Source organism: Telluria sp. ZT3P39 (genome assembly GCF_059685935.1).
Genome location: NZ_JCASIH010000024.1, coordinates 37,169 through 62,248 on the forward strand (window position 1 = coordinate 37,169; position 25,080 = coordinate 62,248).

Genomic DNA, 25,080 nt, shown 5'->3' on the forward strand with positions numbered 1-25,080 from the left:
GGCACGGGAACGCCTGATGAATCCTTCCACCCCCTTCATCCGCCGCCCGGTCGCCACGGCTCTCCTGATGCTGGCCATCGTCCTGGCCGGCATGGTCGGCTACCGCTTCCTGCCGCTGTCGGCGCTGCCGCAGGTCGACTTCCCGACCATCCAGGTCCAGACCCTGTATCCGGGCGCCAGCCCGGAAGTCATGGCGCGCACCGTCACCGCGCCGCTGGAGCGCCAGTTCGGCCAGATGTCGGGCCTTACGCGCATGAGTTCCACCAGCGCCTCGGGCGTGTCGGTGATCACGCTGCAGTTCGGCCTGGGCCAGACCCTGGACGTGGCCGAGCAGGAAGTGCAGGCCGCGATCAATGCCGGCGGCTCGCTGCTGCCGGCCGACCTTCCTGCGCCGCCCGTCTACGCCAAGGTCAATCCGGCCGACGCGCCGGTGCTCACCCTGGCGATCACCTCCGATACGCTGCCGCTGACCGAAGTCCAGAACCTGGTCAACACGCGACTGGCGCTGAAGATCAGCCAGGTCTCGGGCGTGGGCCTGGTCAGTCTGTCCGGCGGCCAGCGTCCCGCGGTGCGCATCCAGGCCGATACCGGGGCGCTGGCCTCCTACGGCCTGGGCCTGGACAGCCTGCGCAGCGCCATCACGGCCGCCAATGCCAACAGCGCCAAGGGTAATTTCGACGGCCCCACGCGCTCGTACGCGATCAATGCCAACGACCAGCTGGTCACCGTCCCCGACTACAAGAATTTGATCGTTTCGTACAGGAATGGAAACAGCGGCGGCGCCCCCGTACGACTGCAGGACGTGGCGCGCGTGGTCGACAGCGCCGAGAACGTGCGCATCGGCGCCTGGGCCAATTTGAAACCCGCGATCATCCTGAACGTGCAGCGCCAGCCGGGCGCCAACGTGATCGCCACCGTGGACGCCATCAAGGAACGCCTGCCCGAGCTGCAGGCAGGTCTGCCGGCCTCGGTGCGCATGGACGTGCTGAGCGACCGCACCGCCGGCATCCGCGCCTCGGTCCATCACGTGCAGCTCGAACTGCTGCTGGCCGTGGCGCTGGTGGTGCTGGTGATCTTCGCCTTCCTGCACAGCATCCGCGCCACCATCATTGCCAGCCTGGCGGTGCCGATTTCCCTGATCGGCACCTTCGGCGTCATGTACCTGATGGGGTACAGCCTGAACAACCTGTCGCTGATGGCGCTGACCATCGCCACTGGCTTCGTGGTCGACGATGCGATCGTCATGATCGAGAACATCGCACGTTATATCGAAGAGGGGGAAAAGCCGATGGCCGCCGCCATCAAGGGCGCGGCGCAGATCGGCTTCACCATCATTTCGCTCACCGTTTCCCTGATCGCGGTCCTGATCCCGCTGCTGTTCATGGGCGACGTGGTAGGCCGCCTGTTCCGCGAATTCGCGGTGACGCTGGCGGTGACCATCCTGATCTCGGCCGTGGTTTCCCTGACGCTGGTGCCGATGATGGCGGGACGCTGGTTGAAAAACCATGAAGACGAACAGCCGGGCAAGCTGGCCCGGAAGACCCAGGCCTTTTTTGAGCGCATCATCCAGCGCTACGACGTGGCGCTGGGCTGGGTGCTGGCGCGCCAGGGCCTGACTCTGCTGGTGGCGCTGGGCACGCTGGTGCTGACCGCGCTGCTGTGGGTGGCGATCCCGAAAGGCCTGTTCCCGACCCAGGATACCGGCCAGCTGCAGGCGCGCCTGCAGGCGCGCCAGTCGATCTCGTATGCCGACATGGCCACGCTCCAGCAGGCCGCCGCACGCGAAGTGCTGCAGGACCCGGCCGTGGAGTCGCTGAGCTCCTACGTGGGCGTGGACGCGGCCAACAACACGATGCTGCATACCGGCACCATGCTGATCAACCTGAAGCGCGACCGTATTGGTGCCCAGGACGCCATCATGGCGCGCCTGCGCGAGCGCGTGTCCAGGGTCGCCGGCGTGACCATGTATGTGCAGCCGACCCAGGACCTGACCATCGACGCCGAAAGCGGCCCGACCCAGTACCGGCTGTCGATCGAGGGCGCCGACAGCGCCACCGTCAATACCTGGGCCAAAAAGCTGGTAGCGGAGATGGCCAGGCGCGAAGAGCTGCGCAACGTGACCAGCGACGCCGGCGCCGTGGGCGCTGCCGCCTTCATCGACATCGACCGCGACACCGCTTCGCGCCTGTCGATCACGGCCGCTTCCGTGGATGACGCGCTCTACAGCGCCTTCGGGCAGCGCATCGTCTCGACCATCTTCACCGAAACCAACCAGTACCGCGTGATCCTGGAAGCCCAGCAGGACAAGGCGATGTCGATCGAGGCCCTCGGCCGGCTGCAGCTGCGTACCGGTTCCGGCGAGCCGACACCGCTGGCGGCGGTGGCCAGGGTGACCGAGCGCGAAGCGCCGCTGCAGATCACCCACGTGGCCCAGTATCCGTCCACCACCATCGGTTTCGATACCGCCGCAAGCACCTCGCTGGGCACCGCGGTCGACGCGATCCGTGACGCCGCCGAAGCCATCAGGATGCCGGCATCGGTCACCATGACCTTCCTCGGCGCCTCGGGCGCCTACCAGGCGTCGCTGTCGAACCAGCTGTGGCTGATCCTGGCCGCCGTGGTCTGCGTCTACATCGTGCTGGGCGTGCTGTACGAAAGCTATGTGCACCCGCTGACCATCCTGTCCACGCTGCCCTCGGCCGGCGTGGGGGCGCTGCTGGCGCTGTGGGTGACCGGGCAAGGCCTGGGGGTGATCGGCATCATCGGCATCATCCTGTTGATCGGCATCGTCAAGAAGAACGCGATCATGATGATCGACTTCGCGATCGAGGCCGAGCGCGACGGCGGGAAAAGCCCGCTGGACGCGATCCGCCAGGCCGCGCTGCTGCGCTTCCGCCCGATCCTGATGACGACCCTGGCCGCGCTGTTCGCGGCGGTGCCGCTGATGCTGGGCTGGGGCGAGGGCGCCGAGCTGCGCCGTCCCCTGGGCCTGGCCATCTTCGGCGGGCTGATCGTCAGCCAGTTGCTGACCCTGTTCACCACGCCGGTGATCTACCTGGCCTTCGATCGCCTCGCGCGCCGCAGAACGAGCAAGGCGCCGGGAAGGGTCGGCGCATGAACCTGTCGCGCCCTTTCGTGGAGCGCCCGATCGCGACCGTCCTCTTGACCATCGGGATCGCGCTGGCCGGAATCGCCGCCTTCTTCGTGCTGCCGGTCTCGCCGCTGCCGCAGGTCGATTATCCGACCATCTCGGTATCGGCTTCGCTGCCTGGCGCCAGCCCGGAGACCATGGCCTCGAGCGTGGCCACGCCGCTGGAGCGGCGCCTGGGCGTGATCGCCGGCGTCAACGAGATGACCTCGAACAGCGGCAACGGCTCCACCCGCGTCAGCCTGCAGTTCGACCTGAACCGGAGAATCGACTCGGCCGCGCGCGAAGTGCAGGCCGCGATCAACGCCGCGCGCAGCGACCTGCCGGCCACGCTGCGCAGCAACCCGACCTACCGCAAGGCCAACCCGTCCGACGCGCCGGTGATCATCCTGGCGCTGACTTCAAAAACGCGTTCGCCCGGCCAGATCTACGAATCGGTCTCGAACCTGGTGCAGCAGCGCCTGGCCCAGGTAAAAGGCGTGGGCGAAGTCGAGATCGGCGGCGGCTCGCTCCCCGCCGTGCGGGTCGAGCTGCTGCCTTACGCGCTGAACAAATACGGCGTGTCGAGCGAAGACGTGCGCGCCGCGATCCAGGCCACCAATGCCAACCGCCCCAAGGGGGCGATCGAAGCCAATGGCAACCGCTTGCAGATCTATTCGCAGCCGGCCGGCGGCAACGGCGGGCGCAGTGCCTCTGAATACCGCGACCTGGTGGTGGCCTGGCGCGACGGCGCCGCCATCCGTTTGCAGGACGTGGCCGACGTGATCGACGGCGTCGAGAACGTGAATACGCTCGGCCTGTTCAATGGCGAGCCGGCCGTGATCGTCCTGATCACGCGCCAGCCGGACGCCAACGTCATCGACACCGTGGACGGGGTGCGCGCGCTGCTGCCGGTCCTGCAGGCCCAGCTCCCGGGCGACGTCAAGCTGCAGGTGGCCTCGGACCGCACCAATTCCATCCGCTCCTCGCTGCACGAGATCGAATTCACCCTGGTGCTGTCGATCCTGCTGGTGGTGCTGGTGGTGAGCGTGTTCCTGCGCAGCGTGCGCGCCACCATCATTCCCGCGGTCGCGACCATCGTGTCGCTGCTGGGGACCTTCGGCGTCATGTACATGCTGGGCTTTTCCCTGAATAATCTGTCGCTGATGGCGATGACGGTGGCCACCGGCTTCGTGGTCGACGACGCCATCGTGGTGCTGGAAAATACCGCGCGCCATATCGAGGCCGGGATGGACCGGATGCAGGCGGCGCTGCTGGGCGCGCGCGAAGTCGGTTTCACCGTCCTCTCGATTTCGCTGTCGCTGGTGGCGGTCTTCATTCCGCTGCTGTTCATGGGCGGGCAGGTGGGCCGGCTGTTCCGCGAATTCGCCGTGACCCTGTCGGCGGCGGTGATGATCTCGCTGGTGATTTCGCTGACCACCACGCCGATGATGTGCGCCTGGCTGCTCAAGAAGAACGACAAGGAAAAACAGCCGGGACGCCTGGCGCGCTGGTCCGAGAACGGGTTCGACCGCGTGCTGCGAGGCTACGAGCGCTCGCTCGACTGGGCGCTCGCTAGCCGCGCCCTGGTGATGCTGATCCTCGGCTTCGTGGTGGCCCTGAACGTCTACCTGTTCGCGGCCGCCCCGAAAGGCTTCTTCCCGCAGCAGGACACGGGCCAGCTCAATGGCGGCATCCGCGCCGACCAGAGCATCTCCTTCCAGGCAATGCAGGGCAAGCTGCGCCAGCTGGTGAACATCATCAAGCGCGACCCGGCGGTCGATACCGTGGTGGCGTTTACGGGCGGCGGGCGGGCAGGGGGCGGCTTCATGTTCATCAACCTGAAACCCGTGCGCGACCGGGCCGAGGGCGACACCGGCCAGGCCGTGATCGCACGCCTGCGCCCCCGGCTGGCGCGCGTCACCGGCGTGTCGATCTTCCTGAACCCGGTGCAGGACTTGCGCATGGGCGGGCGCTCCAGCAACTCGACTTACCAGTACACCCTGAAAAGCGACAACGCCGCCGACCTGAAGCAATGGGCCACGCGCCTGGCGGAAAGCATGAAGCGCCAGGGCGCGCTGACCGACGTCGACACCGACCAGGCCGAGAACGGGGTCGAGACCTTCGTCACCATCGACAAGGAGACCGCCTCGCGCCTCGGCGTCGGCACCCGCGACATCAACAATGCGCTCTACAACAACTTCGGCCAGCGGCAGGTGGCGAACATCTACGATGAGCTGAACCAGTACCACGTGATCATGGGCGTGGCGCAGCGCTATGCGCAGTCGCCGGAAGCGCTGCGCGACGTCTACGTGCCGGCGCGCGCAAGCAACGGCGCGGCTACGGCCAACCTGACCGCCGCGCGCGACCCTTCCAGCGGCTCGGCGCTCTCCGGCACTGCCACGACCATGGTGCCCTTGATGGCGATCGCCAGCTTCGCCGAGAGTTCGACGCCGACCTCGGTCAACCACCAGGACGGCGAACTGGCGACCACGGTGTCGTTCAACCTGGCCGAGGGCGTCAACCTGCAAGACGGCCAACTGGCGGTGAAACAGGCCGAAGCCGAGATCGGCATGCCGACCAATGTGCGCGGCAGCTTCGAGGGCACCGCGCGCGCGGCGAACGAATCGAGCAAGGAGCAGCCGCTGCTGATCCTGGCGGCCATCGTGGTCATCTACATCGTGCTGGGCATCCTGTACGAAAGCCTGGTGCACCCGGTGACCGTCTTGTCGACGCTGCCTTCCGCCGGCGTGGGCGCGGTGCTGGCGCTGCTGCTGTTCCGGATGGAGTTCTCGATCATCGCGCTGATCGGCGTCTTCCTCCTGATCGGCATCGTGAAAAAGAACGCGATCCTGATCATCGACTTCGCGCTCGAATCCGAGCGCGCGCGCGGCCTCTCGGCGATGGAAGCGGTGCGCGAAGCCTGCATGCTGCGCTTCCGCCCGATTTTAATGACCACGCTGGCCGCCGCGCTGGGCGCCCTGCCGCTGGCGATCGGCTTCGGCGAAGGCTCCGAGCTGCGCCGGCCGCTGGGCATCGCCATCATCGGCGGCCTGATTGCCAGCCAGGTACTGACCTTGCTCACCACGCCCGTCGTCTACGTCCTGCTCGACAAGCTGCGCACCCGCAAGCCTGACGAGCGCGAGCTGACCCGCCATTCCTTCGATGGCGACCCGACCCCGGTAAAACCATGACCTCCATGCACACGCCTCTGCGCTTCCGTCTCACCTTGATCGCCCTCGCGGCCTTCCTCGCAACCGGCTGCGCCGTCGGCCCCGACTACCAGCGGCCCACGACGCCCGAGCCGGCGGCCTTCAAGGAGGCGCAGGGCTGGGTGCAGGCAGCACCGGCCGACGCGCTCGAGCGCGGCCCCTGGTGGGAGCTGTTCCAGGATGCGCAGCTCAATGCCCTAGCCGCCGGCGTCGCGGTCTCGAACCAGAACGTGGCGGTGGCGGTAGCCAACTACGCGCAGGCGCGCGCGCTGGTCAGCCAGCAACGGGCCGCGCTGTTCCCGACCGTGAACCTGGGCCTGAGCGCGGACCGGTCCGGTGTGCGCAACCAGGGGGCGGACAGTTCCTACCGCCTGAACCTGGGCGGCAGCTGGGAGCCGGACGTATGGGGACGGCTGCGCGCCGGCGTCACCAGCGCGCGAGCGGGCGCGGACGCCTCGGCGGCCGACCTGGCCAGCGCGACCCTGGCTGCCCAGGGCGAACTGGCGGCCAACTATTTTGCGGTGCGCGCGCTCGACGCCCAGCGCGCGCTCCTGGTGCGCACATCGGCGGCTACGAGCGCGAGCTGCAGATCACCCAGAACCGCTTCAATGTCGGCATCGTCGCCCGCACCGACGTGCTGCAGGCGCAGACCCAGCTCGCCAATGCCCGCAACGACGAACTGTCGCTCGTGCGCCAGCGCGCCCAGTTCGAGCATGCGATCGCGGTCCTGGTCGGCAAGGCGCCCAGCGAGTTCACGCTGGCGGCAGCAGGCGAGTGGCGCTCGACCGTGCCGGCGGTCCCGGTGGGCGTGCCAAGCACGCTGCTGCAGCGCCGTCCGGACATCGCCGCCGCCGAGCGCGCCGTCGCTAGCGCGAACGCGGAGATCGGCATCGCGCGCGCGGCCTATTTCCCCAACATCGGCCTGTCCGGGGCCCTGGGCACGGGCGGCAGCCGCGTGTCCGACCTGCTGTCGGTGTCGAATGCGGCGTGGTCCTTCGGGCTGTGGGCGGCGCAGGCGATCTTCAATGCCGGCGCCACCCGCGCCGGCGTGGCCGGCGCCGAGGCGCGCCACCAGGCGACCGTAGCGCGCTACCGCCAGACCGTGCTCGCGGCCTTCGCCGACGTGGAAGACCAGCTCACGGCCACCCGCATCCTGGAGCAGCAGCAGGAACTGCGGCGAGTCGCCTCGGAGGCCGCCGACAAGGTCGAGCAGCAGATCATGAACCGGTACCGGGCAGGGCAGGTGAGCTATTCGGAAGTGGTGCAGGCCCAGGCCACGGCGCTGGCTGCGCGCCGCTCGCTGGTGCAGGTGCAGGCCGACCGCCAGGCGGCGGCGGTGGCGCTGATCCAGTCGCTGGGTGGCGGGTGGCGGGTGGGGCAGCCTGCGATGTGATTGGGGCGTAGGGTGGTCGGCTGTGCCGACCGCGCGTTCACGGCCGGCATGCATTGCGGCGGCGCTCGATCTGGCTGAACGCGCGGTCGGGGGACCCGACCACCCTACAACGCAGGCATGCCGTTTCACTATGAGCCACGCCCCGTAAAGACAGCAGAAAACGACCCATCCTGGATATAACAAAGTTATACTCCCGGCTGCTTTTTCTTTCCTTCCTGGGGTTCATTTTGTTCAAATCCATCGTTCTGCCTGTCGCCCTGCTGGGCCTGGGCGCCCATGCTGTCGCCGATGAAGGCCAGTGGCAGCCGCACCAGCTGCCGCAACTCAAATCCGAACTGAAGCGCATCGGCATCACCATGCCGGCCGAGAAGCTGGCCGACCTGGGCAAGCATCCGATGAGCGCGATCGTGTCGCTGGGCGGCTGCTCGGCCTCATTCGTTTCGCCGGACGGCCTGGTGGTCACCAACCACCACTGCGCCTACGGCGCCATCCAGCGCAATGCGACCCCGGAAAAGAACTACATCATCAACGGCTTCCTGGCCAGGACCCGCGCCGAAGAGCTGCCGGGCGGCCCGAACACGCTGGTCTACGTGACCGAAAAGGTCGAGAACGTGACCGACCGCGTGCTCAAGGGCTTGTCCCCTTCGATGAGCGGCCGCGAGCGCCACGAGCTGGTGGAGTCGCGCATCAAGTCGCTGATCGCCGAATGCGAGACCGATAAATCGGTCCGCTGCTCGGTGCCGGCCTTCCACCGCGGCCTGGAGTACTACCGCATCAAGCAGCTGATGATCCGCGACGTGCGCCTGGTGTACGCGCCGTCCGACCGCATCGGCAACTTCGGCGGCGACATCGACAACTACGAATGGCCGCGCCAGACCGGCGACTATTCCTTCCTGCGCGCCTATGTCGGCAAGGATGGCCGCCCGGCCGATCCTTCGCCCGACAACGTGCCCTACAAGTCGAAAGACTTCCTGGTGGTGTCCGCCGAAGGCCTGAAGAACGGCGACCCGATCCTGCTGGCCGGCTATCCGGGCCGTACCAGCCGCTACAAGCTGCCTCAGGAGATCCGCTTCGCACGCGACATCGACTTCCCGGCCAAGGCCGCGAGCATCACCGCCGACCTGTCGGTGATCGCCGCCGCGACCCAGGGCAACCCGGCCTGGGACGTGCGCTATGCCAGCGTCGCCAAGAGCCTGAACAACGTGCTCAAGAAAACCCAGGGCCTGATGGACGGCTTCGCGCGCAAGGACATCGCCGCCATCAAGGACGTGCAGGACGCCGAGTTCCGTGCCTGGCACAAGCGCAGCAGCGCCGGCGGCGCCAGGAACCTGCTGGGCGAGCTGGACGCCGTGATCGCACAGGACATGGCGCAGTCGCGCCAGGAAGCCGCCTGGGCGGAAGCGACCCACAGCGACCTGCTCAAGAGCGCGCGCACCCTGTACCGCCTGGCGCTGGAACGCCAGAAGCCGGATCCTCAGCGCGAGAGCGGCTACCAGGAACGCGACCTGTCCTTCATCAAGGCGCGCCTGACCCGCCTCGAGCAGTCCTTCGTGGCGAGCGTGGACGAAGCGCGCTACGGCGCCGCCCTGGCGCGCTATGCGCGCATCGACGCCAAGGTCCGCCCGCAAGGCCTGGACGCGCTGCTGCCGGCGCCGAATGCGCTGGGCGCGATGTTCAAGGCGAGCGAACTGGGCGACACCGCCAGGCGCCTGGCCTGGATCGGCAAGGACCCGGACGCCTTCCGCAAATCGAACGACCCGTTCATCCAGCTGGCAGTGCGCCTGCACGACACCGGCATGGTCCTGGAGAACCGCCGCAATGAGCTCGAAGGCAATCTCGAGCGCGTCATCCCGCAGTACATGAGCGCGGTGATCGCATGGAAGAAATCGCAGGGCAAGCCGGTCTACCCGGACGCCAACTCGACGCTGCGCGTGACCTATGGCACCGTGGCGCCGTACTCGCCGCGCGACGGCCTGGTGAAGGGCCCGTTCACGACCGTGGAAGGCATCGTCGAGAAGACCACCACCAAGGACCCGTTCATCGTGCCCGCCGCGCTGACGGACGCCATCAAGCAGAAGCGCTACGGCGTGTTCAAGGATGCGGCGCTGGGCACCGTGCCGGTCAACTTCCTGTCGAGCGCCGATACCACCGGCGGCAATTCGGGTTCGGCCGTTCTCAACAAGCGCGGAGAGCTGGTGGGCCTGAACTTCGATTCGACCTATGAATCGATCACCAAGGACTGGTATTTCGACAGCGCCATCACGCGCGCGATCCACGTCGACATCCGCTACATGCTGTGGGTGATGAAGGAAGTCGACCAGGCCGACAACCTGCTCAAGGAAATGACGATCAAATACCCGAAGAAGTAATCCGGGTTTTCGACACCTGAAGGGCCATGGCGGTGACCAACCGCCATGGCCTTTTTGCTGTTACCATCCGGCGTCTTCCGATTGGACCCCATGAACGAACCGCTTACCCTCGCCGGGCTCACCACCACGCCGCTGGAACTGATTTCCTTCCTGCTGGCGGTCACCACGGTTGCCCTCAACATCCGCCAGAAGCATTGGGCCTGGCTGTTCTCGATTGCGTCGTCCGCCACGTATGCGGTCGTGTTTTTCGAAGCCAGGCTGTATGGCGACATGGGCCTGCAGTTCGTCTTCATCGCCGCCTCGGTGTGGGGCTGGTATCAGTGGCTGCACGGCGCGGGCGACCAGCCGCTGGTGGTGACGCGCTTGAAGCGCGCCGCCTGGGGCTGGGCGATTGCCGCCTGGGTCGCGGGCTTCATCCTGCTGTCTTCTTTTCTTGACCACTATACCGACACCGACGTGCCCCATGCGGATGGCTTCCTGACCGCCGGTAGCCTGGTGGGCCAGCTCCTGCTGGGCCGCAAGAAGGTCGAGAACTGGATCGTCTGGATCGTGGTGGACGTGCTCTACGTCGGCCTGTACGTCTACAAGGGCCTGAACCTGACCGCCTTCCTGTATGCCCTGTTCGTGGTGCTGGCTTACACCGGCCTGCGCGCCTGGTCGAACATCGCAAGGAAGGACGCATGACGGCCCCGGTCCTGCGCATCGCGGTGCTGGGCGCCGAGTCGTCCGGCAAGTCGACGCTGGCCGAGGCGCTGGCCGCGCGCTATCGAACCGTATGGGTGCCCGAATACCTGCGCGAATTCGTCGACCTGCACGCTAGAGTGCCGTTCGAGAGCGACCAGTATCCGATCGCCTGCACGCAGCGCGCGCGCGAAGACGCCGCCGCCGCGCGTGCGGCGCGCTTCCTGTTCTGCGACACCACGCCCCTGATGACGGCACTGTACAGCCGCCAGTACTGGGGCAGGGTGGATCCGCAACTGGCACGCCTGGACAGCCGCCACGACTATGCCTGGACCCTGGTGACGGCGCCCGACAGCCCCTGGGAACCGGACGGCCTGCAGCGTGAATCGGAAGAAGTGCGCCAGAACGTGCACCGGATGCTGGTGCAGACCCTGGCGTCGCGTGGGATCCCCTACCTGCTGCTGGAGGGGGAACTGGACCGCCGGCTGCGGCAGGTAGAAGCATTGCTGGGGCTTCCTGGCAACGCCGCAGGTCAAGGAAACGCTTCTTAGTGCTAGGATTTGTTGCTGTATGGTATTAGAATAATTTTTTTCTTCTACCGATGGCGGTGTACCGTGAAAAAATGGATAGACCGCTTGTTAGGCGGCACCAGCAAGGAGACCGGCACGTCCGCCGGCCCCGGCCCGGCGGCGGTCGTGGACGGCGATGACGCGGTCTCCGATATCGACGCCGCCTTCTACCGCTGGCTGACTGCCTCGAGCCGCGGCAACTCCACCCCCGAAACGGAAGCGGCGATCCTGGCGGAAGTGCGCGCGCTGGCGGACGATCCCGAAAATGCGTCCGGCCTGGTGCCGCGCATTCCGGATTTGATCACGCAACTGCTCAACGCGCTGTCGAACGAGAACATCTCGAGCGCCGCGGTCGCGGCCGAAGTCGGGCGCGACCTGGTGCTGGTCGCCGAAGTGATCCGCGAAGCCAACAGCGCATATTACCGGCCGGTCAAGCCGATCGAGACCCTCGACGGCGCAGTCGCGATGCTGGGCCTGAACGGCCTGCGCATGCTGCTGGCGCGGATCGCCTTCCGGCCGCTGGTGCGGGTCAAGACGCAAGGGGTCGCGCGCGCGGTGGCGCCGAACCTCTGGCGCCATTCCGAACGCTGCGCCTTTGCCGCCAGCGTGATGGCGCCCGGCTTGTCGGCCAGCGTGTTCGAAGCCTACCTGGCCGGCCTGATGCAGAACGTGGGCCTGCAGGTGGCCTTCCAGGTCGCCGACCGCCATGGCGAAGGCAGGGTGCCGGCCTCCGGGGCCTTCGGGATCGAACTGTTTGCCGCCAGCCGCCAGCTGTCGTCGGTGATTGCCCGGCACTGGGACTTCCCGGCCGACGTGGTCGAGGCGATCGCATGCTCGAACGAGCCGGATGCGGCGGCGACGCCGCACCTGGCGCAGGCCCTGGCCCAGGGCGACCGCATCGCCAAGCTGCGCCTGCTGCTCGACGCCGGCGTGATCGAGCCGGAAAGCGCTTTCGTGGCCACCGGTTTGAACGGCTTCCAGCGCCGCTGCCTCGGCAAGCTGGAGGATCTCGGCGATTGAGCGCTGCTAGAAGTCGAACTGGGCCGACAGGCGGAAGGTGCGCGGCACGCCCGGCAGCAGGTAGCCGCCCAGCGACTGCGTCACGTCGCGCCAGTAAAACGTGTCGAACACATTGTCCACGCGGGCGCGCAGGACGGTAGTCATCCTCCCGAACTTCAAGGCGTACGAGCCGCCCAGGCCCGCCACGTGGTAGCCCGGCACCACCGCGCGGTTGGCCGGATCGAAGGCCTTGCTGCCTGAATACTGCCACAGCGCGTCGAGCTTCAGGCCGGCCACCGCCGGCACCGCGTATTCCATCCACGCAGTCGAACGGTACTCCGGCACGTTGGTGACGCGCTTGCCTTCGACATCGGCGTCGCCGGTGCCGGTCTGCTTCGCGTCCAGCGCCATCATCGACAGGCTGTAGTTCAGGTCCGCACCCAGCTTGCCCTGCGCCGCCAGTTCGAGCCCGCGATGCCGTTGCGCGCCGGCGCGGACAAAAGTGCCGGCGGCGTTTACGTATTCCAGGCCCTGCCTGATGTCGAACAGCGCGGCCGAGACCATGACTGCATTGCCCACGACGCCCTTCACGCCCAGCTCCAACTGCTTCGAGCGGCTCGGAGGCAGGGCGGTGTTCTCGTTGGTGGCGCCCATCCCGGCGATGCCGCCGTGCTGCAGGCCGTGGCTGAGCGAACCGTAGACGCTCCAGTCGCGCGCCGGCTTGTAGACCAGCGCCACGCTCGGCAGCACGAAGGCGTCATTGGCCTGGACGCGCGCCTGGCCGATCTCGGCCAGTTCGTCGCGCTCGAGCTTCACGTAACGCAGGCCGGCGTGCAGCGTGAACTGTTCCGACAGCGTGGCGACATCCTGCACGAACAGCGAGGTCTCGCGGTCGGTACGGCGTTCCATCACCGGGCCGGTGGCGGGATTGCCGGGCGCCGGATCGACCTGCAGGTTGTCGTAGATATTGCTGTAGCCGGCGTAGTCGTAGACGTATTCACCGAAGCTGTCGTGGCGTTCGGACATCGCCGCGCCCACCGTCAATGCGTGACGCACCGCGCCAGTGGCCAGGCGGCCCTGCAGCATGGCTTGCGCGCCCCACGGAGTCTTGCGCTCGCCGACGCTCTGGTAGTCGTAGACGTCGTAGTCGCCGTTGGAGCAGTAGCCCGGATAGTAGCCGTCGCCCTCGTTGCTGCAGCCGTAAGGGAAGGCGGTGTAGTCGTCGCGCTCGAACCAGTGCTTGTTGGCGTTGACGGTGGCCGTCCAGTCGGGATTGAGCCGGTATTCGAAGCGCAGGCCGAGATTGCGGCTGGTGGTTTCCACAGGCCGGGTCCAGGCCTGGGCGTTGAGCAGCGTCTTGGGCGACACGCCGGCCGGCAGGGTCTCGTTGCGAATCAACTGGTAGCCCGGTGCGGTGATCTGCGAGCGGTGCTGGTGGTCGAGGTCGAGCGCCAGCAGGACGTCCGGTGCGATTTGCCAGTCGAAGGCGAGGGAGGCGAACTGGCGCTCGCCGTCGGCGCCGCGCACATAGGATTTCAGGCTTTCCGCCGCGGCGTTGAGCCGATAGCCGAAGCGGCGGTCCTCGAAGCGGCCGCCCAGGTCGACCGAGCCGTGCAGGGTGCCGCGTTCGCTCACTTCCACCAGCGCCGAGCGCAGGGGCGAATTGGTCGGGCGCTTGGTCACGAAATTGACCATGCCGCCGGGCGCGGCGACGCCCGCCTGCAGGCCGGCCAGGCCGCGCAGGGTCTCGATGCGTTCCTTGTTTTCGAGCGGGATCTGGGTATCGGCCGGAATCGCGATGCCGTCCTTGCGGTAGCTGGTCGCGTTGTCGAGCGCGAAGCCGCGGATCGAGAACTGTTCGGCATAGCCGACCGCGTTATAGGCGTCGCCCACCGAGGCGTCGAAGCGGGCCGCATCGGTGACGTTGCGGATCGACAGGTCCTGCATCTGGGTGCGGGTCAGGGCGCTGATCGCGGCCGGGGTGTCGAGCAGCGGCGCATCTGAAAAGCCGCCGATGCCGGCGCGGTCGCCGGCGACCCAGCGGCTGCCGGTGACGACCACCGAGGCGACGTTTTCGGTTTGCTGCGCCGACGCGGTTGCGGAGAATGCCTGCAGGACGGCGCAGGCGAGAACGGATTGCTTCAGGTTGAATGTCATGTGTTTGCTCGTCTTCGCGCGCCACGAGAACGATGCGGCGCGCTGCTTTTATGAAAAGCCGGAGCCAACGTGGGGGAAGGGCAAACAAGGTGGGGAACTGCGTTGCGCTTTCCTTCGCTGGCATTATCCAGATCAGGTACGAAGGGTATCTCTCACCCGAATCGTGCAATTGCACGTCCAGGACCCCTAGCGAGGCGGCAGTGTACCACGGTCCCGGGCGGGCGTGGCGAATCTGGCAAGCACCTAGCCTGCAGCGAAGGCTCAGGCTTCCGCAGTCGCGGGCGCCGCCACCGCGCGCGCCGGGGCGCTCACCGCCGGCGCCATGTGGCGCAGCATGGTGGAACGGGTGGAGTCGCCGATAGCGCGCCAGTATTCGCGCCGCTGCGCCGCGCGCTTGCGGTGCTTGGACGGCATCTCGGACAGCGGCTTGAGGTAGAAGGGCAGCGGCACCAGGTAGCTGCGGCCCGGCATCTCGACGCCGCCCAGCACCTTCCAGAAGCCGTCGTAGGCGTTCTCGAAATGCTTGGTGTCGAGCGGATTGTAGGCGATGTGCGAGGTGCACTTGATGGCCACCACGCGGTCGATGCCCACCGCCTGCGCCACGCCCTGCATGGCGGCGAAGCAGAAGAAGCTCGGCGAATTGTTCGGGAAGGTTTCTTCGAAGGCGGCGAAGGCGGCGCCGGAATCAAGCCAGCGGCCCTGGTTGCGCGTGACGAAAGGCACCGTGGGCAGTTCAACGCCGGCCAGCTGACCATCGACCCAGCTATACGACAGGCGGTGCAGGTACTTGCCGTCGGCAACCAGCGAGATGGTGAGGTCGCCTTCGGCATCGCTGCGCGGCGCCATTTCCAGGCGCAGCAGGAACTCGTGCTCGCCGCTTTCCAGCTGCGCCTGGTGCTGCCACAGCGTGAGGCCGCCGCTGCCGTACACCAGCTGGTGATAGGCGTTGCTGAAGGTCGTGTCTTCGAAGCGGTAATGCGACAGCGCACACTGCACGCGCTGGCGCGCGCTCAGGTCTTTGGCCAGGTAGCTGCGATGGCTCAGGTGGTGGAACAGGTCGTCGTTGGGCGCGGCCGCGACGAAGCGGCGCACCAGGTCGAGACGGCACAGGGCCTGGTGCTCGCGCCAGTAGCGCAGCACGCGCAGGCTGCGCGCGATGCTGAGCATCCAGGAAGCGGGCGTGTACTGGCTGCGGCGGGCAAGCCAATGCTTGGTCAGGTGAGCGAAGATCATGCGGGGCGCTCCATTCGGCGTAAAGTTGCGGGCGCGGAAAGCGCGCCCCTGTCTTTAACTCGATGCCCGTCACGGATGACGGGCTGCCTTTGCGGAAAGTTAATTCCGCAAAGCATTATCTGCCGAAACGCTAGCTTGTGCCCGGATAGTGCAAAAGGAAGGAGGAGCTGAAACCTGGGTCAGAAGAGGCGGTCATGTGGTCTCTCTCGATTGTTTGACTTTTTATTTTCGCCTGACAGGCAGTACAAGACTACCATGTTTGTGCGGCGCCACGCTGCCAATTCATCACCGCTCATTGCGCCAGGCCGAAACACCCCGGAGGAGCGCGATGGTGGAAGAACTTTTTTGCTGGCCTTCGCCTCCGGCGCGCTGATCAATGGCTGGCGACGGCGGCGCTGCGCGGTGGTTTGCCTGGTGCGCCGTCGCGGTGGTCGAGCCAGCTGGCCAGGGTGGTGAGGGCAAAGGCGCCGGTCACGATCAGGGAGCCGATCCAGGGCGTGGCCATCAGTCCCAAGCGCTCGACGACCAGGCCGCCGCCCCAGGCGCCCAGCGCGATGCCGACATTGAAGGCGGCGATGTTCAGGCCGGATGCCACGTCCACCGCGTCCGGCGCATCGCGTTCGGCGCGCTGCACCACATACACCTGCAGGCCCGGCACGTTGCCGAAGGCGACCGCGCCCCAGGCCAGCACCGTGAGCAGCACCAGCGGTTTGCTCGGCGCGGTGAAGGCCAGCGCCAGCAGCACGAGGGCCAGCAGCGCGAACACGATCTGCAGCGCGGCCAATGGACCCTTGCGGTCGGCCAGCTTGCCGCCCCAGATATTCCCGGCCGCGACCGAGACGCCATACACCAGCATCACCAGCCCCACGCTGGACGCCGCGAAGCCAGAAACCTCCTGCAGGATCGGTGCGAGATAAGTGAAGGCGATGAAGGAGCCGCCGTAGCCGAGGGTGGTGATGGCATACACCAGCAGCAGGCGCGGCTTGCGCAGCACGGCCAGCTGGGTCAACAGGCTGGACGGCTTGCTGCCGGCGATGTTCGAGGGCACCAGGATCCAGCTGCCGATCATGGCGACCACGCCCAGCAGCGACACGGCGAGGAAAGTCGCCTGCCAGCCGAAATGCTGGCCGATGAAGGTCCCGAGCGGCACGCCGGTAACAAGGGCCACGGTCAGGCCGGTGAACATCAGGGCGATCGCGCTGGCCGCTTTTTCCTTCGGCACCAGGCTGGTGGCGATGGTCGAACCGATCGAGAAGAACACGCCGTGCGCCAGCCCGGTGAGCACGCGCGCCGCCATCAGGGCCGCATAGCCGGGCGCCATCCAGGCCACCAGGTTCCCGACGGTGAACAGCATCATCAGGCCGATCAGGAGCTGCTTGCGCGGGATACGGCCGGTGAGCGCGGTGAGCACCGGCGCGCCGATGGCCACGCCCAGCGCGTACAGGCTCACCAGGAGGCCGGCGGAAGGCACCGACACGCCGAGGCTGGCGGCGATGGTGGGAATCAGGCCGACGATGACGAATTCGGTGGTCCCGATGGCGAAAGCGCTGAGTGTCAGCGCCCAGAGTGCAAGTGGCATGGAGTGCTCCTGGTGCGGTTGTAGTGAGGGGTGCAGTGTGCTGCGCCGCAAGCAGAAGAAAAATGCCCTGGCGTACAATTGACTTTTGACCCGGAGTCACAAATGATCGATGTAGAGGCCTTGATTGCATTTTCCGCAGTCATAGATGCCGGTTCGTTCTCGGCCGCTGCCGAGCGCCTCGGGCAGACGCCCTCGGGCGTCTCGCGCACGATCTCGCGCCTCGAGGACCACCTGGGCATGACCCTGATGCACCGCACGACGCGGCGCCTGCAACTGACGGAAGAGGGAAGCTGGCTGCTGGGGCGGGCGCGCAGCCTGCTGGCCGATCTCGCCAACACCGAGCTGGAAGCGGCCGCGCGCCGGTCGCAGCCGGCGGGACTGGTGCGGGTGAATGCGGCGACCCCGGCGCTCGACCACCTGCTCGCGCCGCTGGTGGCCGAGTTCATGGACGCTTACCCACTGGTGCAGCTCGAACTGGTCAGCGGCGAGACCTATGTGGACCTGATCGAAGAGCGCGCCGACCTGGCGATCCGCATCGGCGCGCTGCCCGATTCCACGCTCAACGCGCGCCGCCTCGGCACGACGCGCTTGCGCGTGCTGGCCGCGCCGGCGTATCTCGAGAAGCATGGGACGCCGCCGGATGCCGCATCGTTGAAAGCGCATCGGACCCTGGGATTCACGGCGCCGGCGTCGCTCAATACCTGGCCGCTGCAGCACGCCGGCGGGGAAGGGTGGACGGTGACGCCGGCGGTGACGGCATCGAGCGGCGAGACGGTGCGCCACCTGGCGCTGGGCGCGGCGGGGATTGCGTCGCTGTCGGATTTCCTGACGCGGGCCGATGTGGCGCAGGGGCGGCTGGTGCCGGTACTGGAGGGGGCGACCCTGGGGTGGACGCAGCCGGTGTGGGCGGTGTTCTACAGGCAGGGAGCCCTGGCGCCGCGGGTGGCGGCGCTGGTGGATTTCCTGGTGCGGCGCTTGCAGGGCGTGCTGGATCGGTGAACAAAGCAGGCACTGCCGAAAACGCGGCTTACGCCTCCAGCGTCCCGGCCCGTTCCAGGCGCTTGTAATACACCAGCGAGTACCCCACCGGCACCAGCGCCCCGACAGCCAGCGCCACCAGCGCCACCAGGGTCGGCCACCCGGACAGCACCGCGATCAAGGCCACCACCCCGCCCGCCACCATGGTCTTGGCCGCGAACCGGTGCGTCGCATACCACACGCGTTCATTGGCCAGCGTCCAGGGCGTCCGCACGCCGAGCCAGAAATTGCGGCGCACCTTGCCCGTCACGTTACCGGCCAGGATGAAGAACATGCCAAGGCCGCCCAGCATGGCGCGGTCGACGTTGAAGCCGGGCTTCCAGGCGCCCCACAGGTGCACGCACTGCAGGTAGGCGAAGCAGGACACGGTGACCATGCCGACATACCACCAGGTCGATTCGAACTCCTCCACCGCGAAGCGTTTCGGCGAGAGCCTGGGCAGCACCAGCCACAGCACGCCCGACCCGAGCATGACGGCCGAATACAGCAGCACCATCGAACGCGGGCCCCAGCGGTCGGCCTCGCCGTCGGCATTCCAGTGCACCGGGATCAGGGACGGCAGTTCCGGATACAGCGCCAGCACCAGGTTCAGGGTCAACAGCGCCACGGCCAGGAACAGCAGCAGGAATCGCTTCGACATCGGTTTCTTCATTGTTTGTCTCCCTTGGCGCCGCGCGCCATGTCCATCGACCAGGCCAGCACGTCCTCGAGCACCGTGGTGTCGAGCGCATACCAGATGGTCTGCCCGTCGCGCCGGCTGGTAATCAGGCCGGCGGCCTTGAGCACCGCAAAATGGTGCGACACGGTGGGCTTGGTCATGTCGAACCTTGCCGCCACGTCGCCCGCGCTCATCTCTTCACTGCGCAGCAGGCGCAGGATCTCGCGCCGCGTCGGATCGGCGATCGCCTTGAAGACCTCGTTCAGCGGTCCCGCCATGTTTGATCGTTCTCTAATTAGATGAATGTCTAAATACTAGCCGCAGCATGCGCCCGGGTCAAGCCTTTTGGAGATTGCCTGAACCTTCAGTCGGGGCTAAGGTCATTAAGCTTGTCCAACCCGAGGAGATGCCATGAATGCCCCCCAATCCGCAGTCAAGCCCGTCGAAGACGGCATGCACACCGTCACCCCGCACCTGGTCTGCGCCGGCGCGGCCGAGGCCATCGACTTCTACCGGCGCGCCTTCGGCGCCGAAGAGATCATGCGCCTGCCCGGTCCGGGCGGCCTGCTGGCCCACGCGGCCGTACGCATCGGCGATTCGACCGTGATGCTGATGGACGAGTTTCCCGACTGGGACGCCATCGGCCCAAGCACGCTGGGCGGCTCGCCGGTCACGATCCACCTGGCCGTGCCCCACGTCGACCAGCTGTTCGAGCGCGCCGTCGAGGCGGGCGCGAAGGCGCGCATGGCCCCGGCCGACATGTTCTGGGGCGACCGCTACGGCGTGGTCGAAGACCCCTTCGGCCACCGCTGGTCGATCGCCACTCATATCCGCGACGTCTCGCCTGAGGAAATGGCCCAGGCCATGCAGCAGGGGATGGGGTAGCAACGCCCGTTGAAACCTCGGGCGCGCTATGATGAGCATTCCTTAACGACGAGAATGTTCACCCATGGAAGCCATTGCGAATCTGGACGAGGTGCTGCGCATTGCAGCGTTTGACGACGGCGGCACAGGCGGTAATCCGGCCGGGGTCTGGATCGGTGAGGCCTTGCCGCCGCCAGCGGAAATGGCGAAGCTGGCGCAGGCCATCGGTTTCTCCGAGACCGCCTTCGCGGCCCCGGCGGGCGAGGGCTGGCGGGTGCGCTATTTTTCTCCCGAGTCCGAAGTGCCGTTCTGCGGCCATGCCACGATCGCATTGGGCGCGGCGCTGGCCCGCCGTTTCGGCGACGGCCGTTTTGCGCTGGCCCTGAATTCGGCGGCCATCACGGTCGAGGGCCGGGTCGAGGGCGCGGGCGTGGTGGCCAGCCTGCAGTCGCCGCCTACCCGCAGCCAGCCGGCCCCGGCGCCGCTGGTCGACGCCGCGCTGGCCCTGTTCGGCTATACCCGCGCCGACCTCGACGAGCACATCCCGCCGGCGCTGGTACATGGCGGCGCCGACCACCTGGTGCTGGCGCTGAACAGCCGCGCCGCCCTGGCGCGCATGTCCTATGAGCTCGACGCCGGACGGCGCCTGATGAACGGGCATGGCCTGGTGACGGTCGTACTGGCGTATGCGGAAACGCCGCAGCGCTTCCATACCCGCAATCCCTTCGCCTCCGGCGGTGTGCTGGAAGACCCGGCCACCGGCGCGGGCACCGCGGCCTTTGCCGGTTACCTGCGCGACCTCGGCTGGCCGCACGGCGGGCGCATCGAGGTGGTGCAGGGCGAGGACATGGGCATGCGCTCGCGCTTGACGGCCGAGATCGGGCCGGAGCCGGGCAGTTCGATCCGGGTGTCGGGCACCGCGCGCACGATGTGATTCCGGAGCTGGTTTCGGACGGTGCGCAGCGGTTCGGGCGCGCCGTTTATCCACCCCGCATGTTTTCTACACTATTTTTGGCATGCATGGTTTGACGTAGGACAATTCCTTCATAGGAGAAGGATAAATAGAAGGCATAAAGTGCTTCTACTCAGCAATTAGATTGCCAGTGATCGGATTGATAATTTGAAACAGACAAGTTCTGTTTCATTCTTTCAACCCGAGGAGTACCCCGCCATGTCGCTGTTCGACCCAGTCGTCTCCAATCCAGCCGGCGCCTCCGTCCGCGCTGCCCGCGAAGCCCGTGCGGCAGGCCGCGCCACCGAGCGCTTGCCTTTCACCATTCGCCGGGTTGAAACCGAGGCCGACCTGTTGAAAGCGGTCCAGGTCCGCCACGCCGCCTACGCCCGCCACGTGCCGGAATTCGCACGCACGCTGGCCCTGCCGGAAGCGGCCGACTACGACGACGACACCATCGTCCTGCTGGCCGAATCGAAGCTCGACGGCTCGCCCCTGGGCAGCACCCGGATCCGCAGCAACCTGCACCGTCCGCTGGGCGTCGAGGCATCGATCGAGCTGCCGCACTGGCTGCAGGGCCGACGCCTGGTCGAGGCGACGCGCCTGGGCATCGACGAGGGCCGCGTCGGCCGTATGGTCAAAGTGGCACTGGTCAAGGCCTGCTTCATGTATTGCGAAGACAACGCCATCGATTACTCGGTCGCCACCGGCCGCCCGCCGGTCGACCGCCAGTATGAGCAGATGCTGTTCACCGATGTGTTCCCGGAGCAGGGCCTGGTCGCGCTGCGCCACGTCGGCAACATCCCGCACCGCGTGATGGCCTTCGAGATCGCCAGCTTCGAGCAGCGCTACACCGAGGCGCGCCACCCGCTGCTGAACTTCTTCTTCAACACCCACCACCCGGACATCGACATCGGCCCGGCCGCGCCGCCGCCGGCCCAGGTGGCGCCGCGCGCGCACGTCCCTGCGCACCCGTCGTTGCAGGCACGCGAATTCGCCTTCGCCTGAAGAGATATTTAAAACATATTGCATGACTGCATCAATATAAGGCTGTATCCTTGCGCTTTGGCGCTCCCCCCGGCAACGATGGGAGCATTCGACCGCTTTGACACAGCCTATGCCCATTCCAACACCCACACGCCGTTCTTCGATCGCCACCACTGCACACGCGGTGGTGGAGCGGGTGTTGCAGGTCTTTGCCTATTACCTGATTCCGATCGGGATCGGGATCGTTTCCCTGATCGCGCTGATTTTCTGGCACGACCAGTACGGCACGGTGGGCGACGTGCCGCTGTCGATGGTCGTCACGGTCCAGACCGAAGCCTCGCTGGGGCCGGGCGCCGCGCTGGCGCGTGCCGAAGCCGGCGGCCTGGTCACCGGCTATGACACCCATTTGTCCGAAGACCCGGTCTGGTTCGCCTTCGAGCCGATGCCGCGTCTAGGCGCCCAGGTGGTGGAATTCCCTTCGCGCCATGCGCAGGAAGTCGCCTGCTGGGATGCCGGCAGCCTGGCTCCGCTGGGCACGGCCACGCGCGGCGCCGGTACCGGTTTGGTCGAAGCCTCGAAAGCCGGCTTTGCCCTGAAGCTGGCGCCGCTGCCTTCCTCGTTGCTGTGCCGCGCGCGCTTCGCCGGTCCGGCGCGCCTGTCGGTGCTGCAATGGCCGTCGGACCAGTTCGCACTGTCGGTCGAGCAGTATCACCGCAAGTCCGGGCTGTTAGATGGCGGCATGGTGGTGCTGGCGCTGTTCATCCTGATTACCGCCCTGATCAACCGCCAGCCGCTGTACGTGCTGTTCGCCGGCTGGCTGATCCTGAATTTGCGCGTGGGCGCGCTGTCGGCCGGCTGGGACATCCAGTGGCTGGGCCAGACCCTGCCGTCGGACTGGCTGCTGCGCAGCCGCTCGCTGACCATCACGCTGTACGGCATCGCCACGCTCACCCTGTACCAGGCGCTACTGCGCGAAAACATCGCCGCCATGCGCTACATGCTGCCGATGCGCATCATGCAGTGGCTCTGCCTGCCGATGCTGGCCGCCGCCATGCTCCTGCCGTATGGCATGTTCCTGCCGCTGCTGTGGGCCATTACGGTGTGCTGCTTCTCGGTCATGACGGTCGGCCTGTTCAAGATCATTGCCGAGTCGCGCAACCGCGTCGCCTCCTGGTTTGCCGCCTCGTTCGCGGTCAGCTTCCTGGCCACGATCGCCGAGGTCGCCTCGGCCGCGCTCGGGATGCGCGAACTGCTCGGCATCATCAACAGCGTCACCGCCGCGCTGGCCTCGAGCCTGCTGGCGGCGCTGGCCGTGGCCGAGCAGATGCGCACCGAGACCGAACAGCGCGAAGCGGCCCAGCAGGAACTCGAGCACGCCTACCAGGCCATGCCGGTGGGCCTGTTCACGCTGGACATGTACGGCCACTTCCTGAGCGTCAACCCGGCCTTGCAGAAGATGCTAGGCATCACGAGTTTCGTTGCCGGCCGCACCGCATGGCGCCAGTTCTTCACCGAAAGCACCTGGACCGAACTGCACGAGCAGGTCCATGCCAAGGCCGAGGCCGAGATGGAACTGACCAGCCGCGACGGCACCCAGCGCTTCCTGGTCAGCGCCACGCTGGCGCGCGCCCGTATCGAAGGCGTGCTGCAGGACACCACCGAAAAGTACAAGGCCACGGCGCAGCTGCAGTTCATGGCCAACAACGACCCGCTGACCAAGGTCTACAACCGCCGCGGCATCGAGCGCGAATTCGCGCAGGCTGCCCAAGGCCTGGCGGCCGGCAAGCCGATGGCCCTGGCCTATGTCGACCTGGACCGCTTCAAGCTGATCAACGACCTGTTCGGCCACGCCGCCGGCGACGAAGTGCTCAAGCAGGTATGCGAACGCATGGCGACCATGCTGGCCGGCGGCCAGCAGATCGGCCGCGTCGGCGGCGACGAGTTCGTGGTCCTGATGCCGGAGACGGCGGTGCCGCTGGCCTCGATCATTTGCCGCGGCATCGTCGACCGCCTCGGCAACACCCCTTACCGGGTGGGCGACAAGGCCTTCCACGTGCGCGGCTCGGTCGGCCTGATCGAAGTCACGCCGGGCATCGCCATGAAGGACGCGGTGTCCACCGCCGACCGCGCCTGCCGCGAAGCCAAGCTGGGGGCCGGTGAAGGCCTGGTGGTGTACGAGCGCGGCGCCGAAGCCTTCCGCCAGCGCGCGGCCGAACTGGACATGGTGGCGCGCCTGTCCGCTACCGATGCCACCGATTGCCTGCTGCTGGAAATGCAGCCGATCATGTCGCTCAAGCACCCGCACGATTCCCTGAATTTCGAAGTCCTGCTGCGCATGCGCGAAGCCGACGGCCGCATCGTGCCGGCCGGCGCCGTCATCTCGGCGGCCGAGAAGAGCGGGCGCGCCAGCGTGATCGACCGCTGGGTGCTGTCCACCACCCTGGCCTGGATCGCGGAGCACATCGACCAGCTGGCGAACACCCGTTTCGTCTGCATGAACCTGTCGGGCGCCTCGCTCAACGACGAGCGCTTCGTGCAGGACACCTTCGACATCCTGAGCCGCTACGTGCACGTGGCCAGCCGCCTGTGCCTGGAGATCACCGAGAGCGTCGCCCTGCATGACCTGGACAACACGCGCCGCTTCATCGACCAGGTGCGCAGCTTCGGCGTGAAGGTGGCGCTGGACGATTTCGGCGCCGGCTATACCTCGTTCTCGTACCTGAAAGAGCTGCCGGCCGACGTGCTGAAAATCGACGGCAACTTCATCGTCAACATCAACGCCCACCCGGCCAACGTCGCCATCGTCGAGGCGATCGTGAGCCTGGCCGTGAACCTGGGAATGAAGACGATCGCGGAATGGGCGGAAGACGCCGCCACCGTGCAGACGCTGTCGGACATCGGCGTGGACTATGTGCAGGGCTGGGCCGTGGCGCGCTCCCTGCCGCCCGAGCGCATGCTCGAGGCCCGGTCGTCGGCCGATTTCATCACCGACCCCGAAGTGCTCGACGTGCTGAAGGTGATCTGCGCGCAGTCGGCGCCGCACCTGGCAAGCGTGACGCGGCTGCATGACTTGCATTGAGGCGGGAGCGGGCAAGTCGAATCGGTTTGGTAGAGCGGGACTTCGGACTTCGGGACTTCGGGGTCAGACTTCGGGGTCAGGTCCTGACCCTTCCCCACATATTTTCCTTGTAGGCGGGCCGGGTTGCTGCTAGCTTCCCTGTCAAAAAAGCGGTGCATGCATGGCTGTGTTAGCCCTCTCTTT

16 protein-coding genes, 1 pseudogene and 1 riboswitch are annotated in these 25,080 nt (G+C 66.9%); of the genes and pseudogenes, 12 read left to right on the top strand and 5 right to left on the bottom strand.

The features are described from left to right. The first annotated feature begins 16 nt into the window (after positions 1 to 16). The 7 genes and pseudogenes from AC56LR_RS18160 (at position 17) to AC56LR_RS18190 (ending at position 12,371) form a co-directional block, all read left to right on the top strand. Positions 17 to 3,118 carry an efflux RND transporter permease subunit gene (locus tag AC56LR_RS18160; protein ID WP_497132356.1) on the top strand — a complete coding sequence of 1,034 codons (3,102 nt, stop codon included), beginning with the start codon at positions 17 to 19 and terminating at the stop codon, positions 3,116 to 3,118. After that, entirely contained in the window at positions 3,115 to 6,321 is a 3,207-nt protein-coding gene (locus AC56LR_RS18165; protein ID WP_497132358.1) for an efflux RND transporter permease subunit, read from the top strand. Before AC56LR_RS18160 ends, AC56LR_RS18165 begins: the two co-directional genes overlap by 4 nt. After that, positions 6,318 to 7,732, top strand: a pseudogene (locus tag AC56LR_RS18170) (efflux transporter outer membrane subunit). Before AC56LR_RS18165 ends, AC56LR_RS18170 begins: the two are co-directional and overlap by 4 nt. A gap of 227 nt (positions 7,733 to 7,959) precedes the next feature. Continuing rightward, complete coding sequence (locus AC56LR_RS18175; protein ID WP_497132360.1) at positions 7,960 to 10,101, top strand: S46 family peptidase; 2,142 nt, start codon at positions 7,960 to 7,962, stop codon at positions 10,099 to 10,101. A gap of 90 nt (positions 10,102 to 10,191) precedes the next feature. Further along, positions 10,192 to 10,785 carry a nicotinamide riboside transporter PnuC gene (gene pnuC / locus AC56LR_RS18180; protein ID WP_497132362.1) on the top strand — a complete coding sequence of 198 codons (594 nt, stop codon included), beginning with the start codon at positions 10,192 to 10,194 and terminating at the stop codon, positions 10,783 to 10,785. Then, positions 10,782 to 11,333, top strand: coding sequence for an AAA family ATPase (locus AC56LR_RS18185; protein ID WP_497132364.1), 552 nt, complete (start codon positions 10,782 to 10,784; stop codon positions 11,331 to 11,333). The genes pnuC and AC56LR_RS18185 overlap by 4 nt, the downstream gene beginning before the upstream one ends. A 63-nt stretch (positions 11,334 to 11,396) precedes the next feature. Then, complete coding sequence (locus tag AC56LR_RS18190) at positions 11,397 to 12,371, top strand: HDOD domain-containing protein (protein ID WP_497132366.1); 975 nt, start codon at positions 11,397 to 11,399, stop codon at positions 12,369 to 12,371. Between the two features lie 6 nt (positions 12,372 to 12,377). Here the strand turns inward: AC56LR_RS18190 and AC56LR_RS18195 are convergent, their stop codons facing one another. The 3 genes from AC56LR_RS18195 to AC56LR_RS18205 all read right to left on the bottom strand — a co-directional run bounded on the left by AC56LR_RS18195 (position 12,378) and on the right by AC56LR_RS18205 (position 17,319). After that, positions 12,378 to 14,507, bottom strand: a complete 2,130-nt coding sequence (locus AC56LR_RS18195; RefSeq protein ID WP_497132367.1) for a TonB-dependent siderophore receptor — start codon at positions 14,505 to 14,507, stop codon at positions 12,378 to 12,380. A gap of 92 nt (positions 14,508 to 14,599) precedes the next feature. Further along, a riboswitch (TPP riboswitch) is annotated at positions 14,600 to 14,705 on the bottom strand. A 63-nt stretch (positions 14,706 to 14,768) separates the two neighbouring features. Beyond that, on the bottom strand, positions 14,769 to 15,740 hold the full coding sequence (locus tag AC56LR_RS18200) for a DUF535 family protein (protein WP_497132369.1): 972 nt from the start codon (positions 15,738 to 15,740) through the stop codon (positions 14,769 to 14,771). 373 nt (positions 15,741 to 16,113) lie between these two features. Further along, positions 16,114 to 17,319, bottom strand: a complete 1,206-nt coding sequence (locus AC56LR_RS18205) for an MFS transporter (RefSeq protein WP_497132371.1) — start codon at positions 17,317 to 17,319, stop codon at positions 16,114 to 16,116. Positions 17,320 to 17,421: 102 nt separating this feature from the next. Between AC56LR_RS18205 and AC56LR_RS18210 the strand changes: the two genes are divergently transcribed. Continuing rightward, positions 17,422 to 18,318, top strand: coding sequence for a LysR family transcriptional regulator (locus AC56LR_RS18210; RefSeq protein ID WP_497132373.1), 897 nt, complete (start codon positions 17,422 to 17,424; stop codon positions 18,316 to 18,318). A gap of 28 nt (positions 18,319 to 18,346) precedes the next feature. On the opposite strand, the gene AC56LR_RS18215 is transcribed toward AC56LR_RS18210, so the two are convergent. Beyond that, complete coding sequence (locus AC56LR_RS18215) at positions 18,347 to 18,997, bottom strand: SdpI family protein (protein WP_497132375.1); 651 nt, start codon at positions 18,995 to 18,997, stop codon at positions 18,347 to 18,349. Positions 18,998 to 19,005: 8 nt separating this feature from the next. Next, entirely contained in the window at positions 19,006 to 19,293 is a 288-nt protein-coding gene (locus tag AC56LR_RS18220) for an autorepressor SdpR family transcription factor (protein WP_497132377.1), read from the bottom strand. A 133-nt stretch (positions 19,294 to 19,426) separates the two neighbouring features. On the opposite strand from AC56LR_RS18220, the gene AC56LR_RS18225 reads away from it, so the two are divergent. The 4 genes from AC56LR_RS18225 to AC56LR_RS18240 all read left to right on the top strand — a co-directional run bounded on the left by AC56LR_RS18225 (position 19,427) and on the right by AC56LR_RS18240 (position 24,897). Continuing rightward, positions 19,427 to 19,900, top strand: coding sequence for a VOC family protein (locus tag AC56LR_RS18225; RefSeq protein WP_497132378.1), 474 nt, complete (start codon positions 19,427 to 19,429; stop codon positions 19,898 to 19,900). 64 nt (positions 19,901 to 19,964) lie between these two features. Further along, positions 19,965 to 20,813 carry a PhzF family phenazine biosynthesis protein gene (locus AC56LR_RS18230; RefSeq protein WP_497132380.1) on the top strand — a complete coding sequence of 283 codons (849 nt, stop codon included), beginning with the start codon at positions 19,965 to 19,967 and terminating at the stop codon, positions 20,811 to 20,813. 237 nt (positions 20,814 to 21,050) lie between these two features. Then, positions 21,051 to 21,839, top strand: a complete 789-nt coding sequence (locus tag AC56LR_RS18235) for an N-acyl amino acid synthase FeeM domain-containing protein (RefSeq protein WP_497132382.1) — start codon at positions 21,051 to 21,053, stop codon at positions 21,837 to 21,839. A 109-nt stretch (positions 21,840 to 21,948) separates the two neighbouring features. Continuing rightward, positions 21,949 to 24,897 (top strand): putative bifunctional diguanylate cyclase/phosphodiesterase, encoded by a 2,949-nt coding sequence (locus AC56LR_RS18240; RefSeq protein WP_497132383.1) that lies wholly within the window; start codon positions 21,949 to 21,951, stop codon positions 24,895 to 24,897. Positions 24,898 to 25,080: the final 183 nt, after the last annotated feature.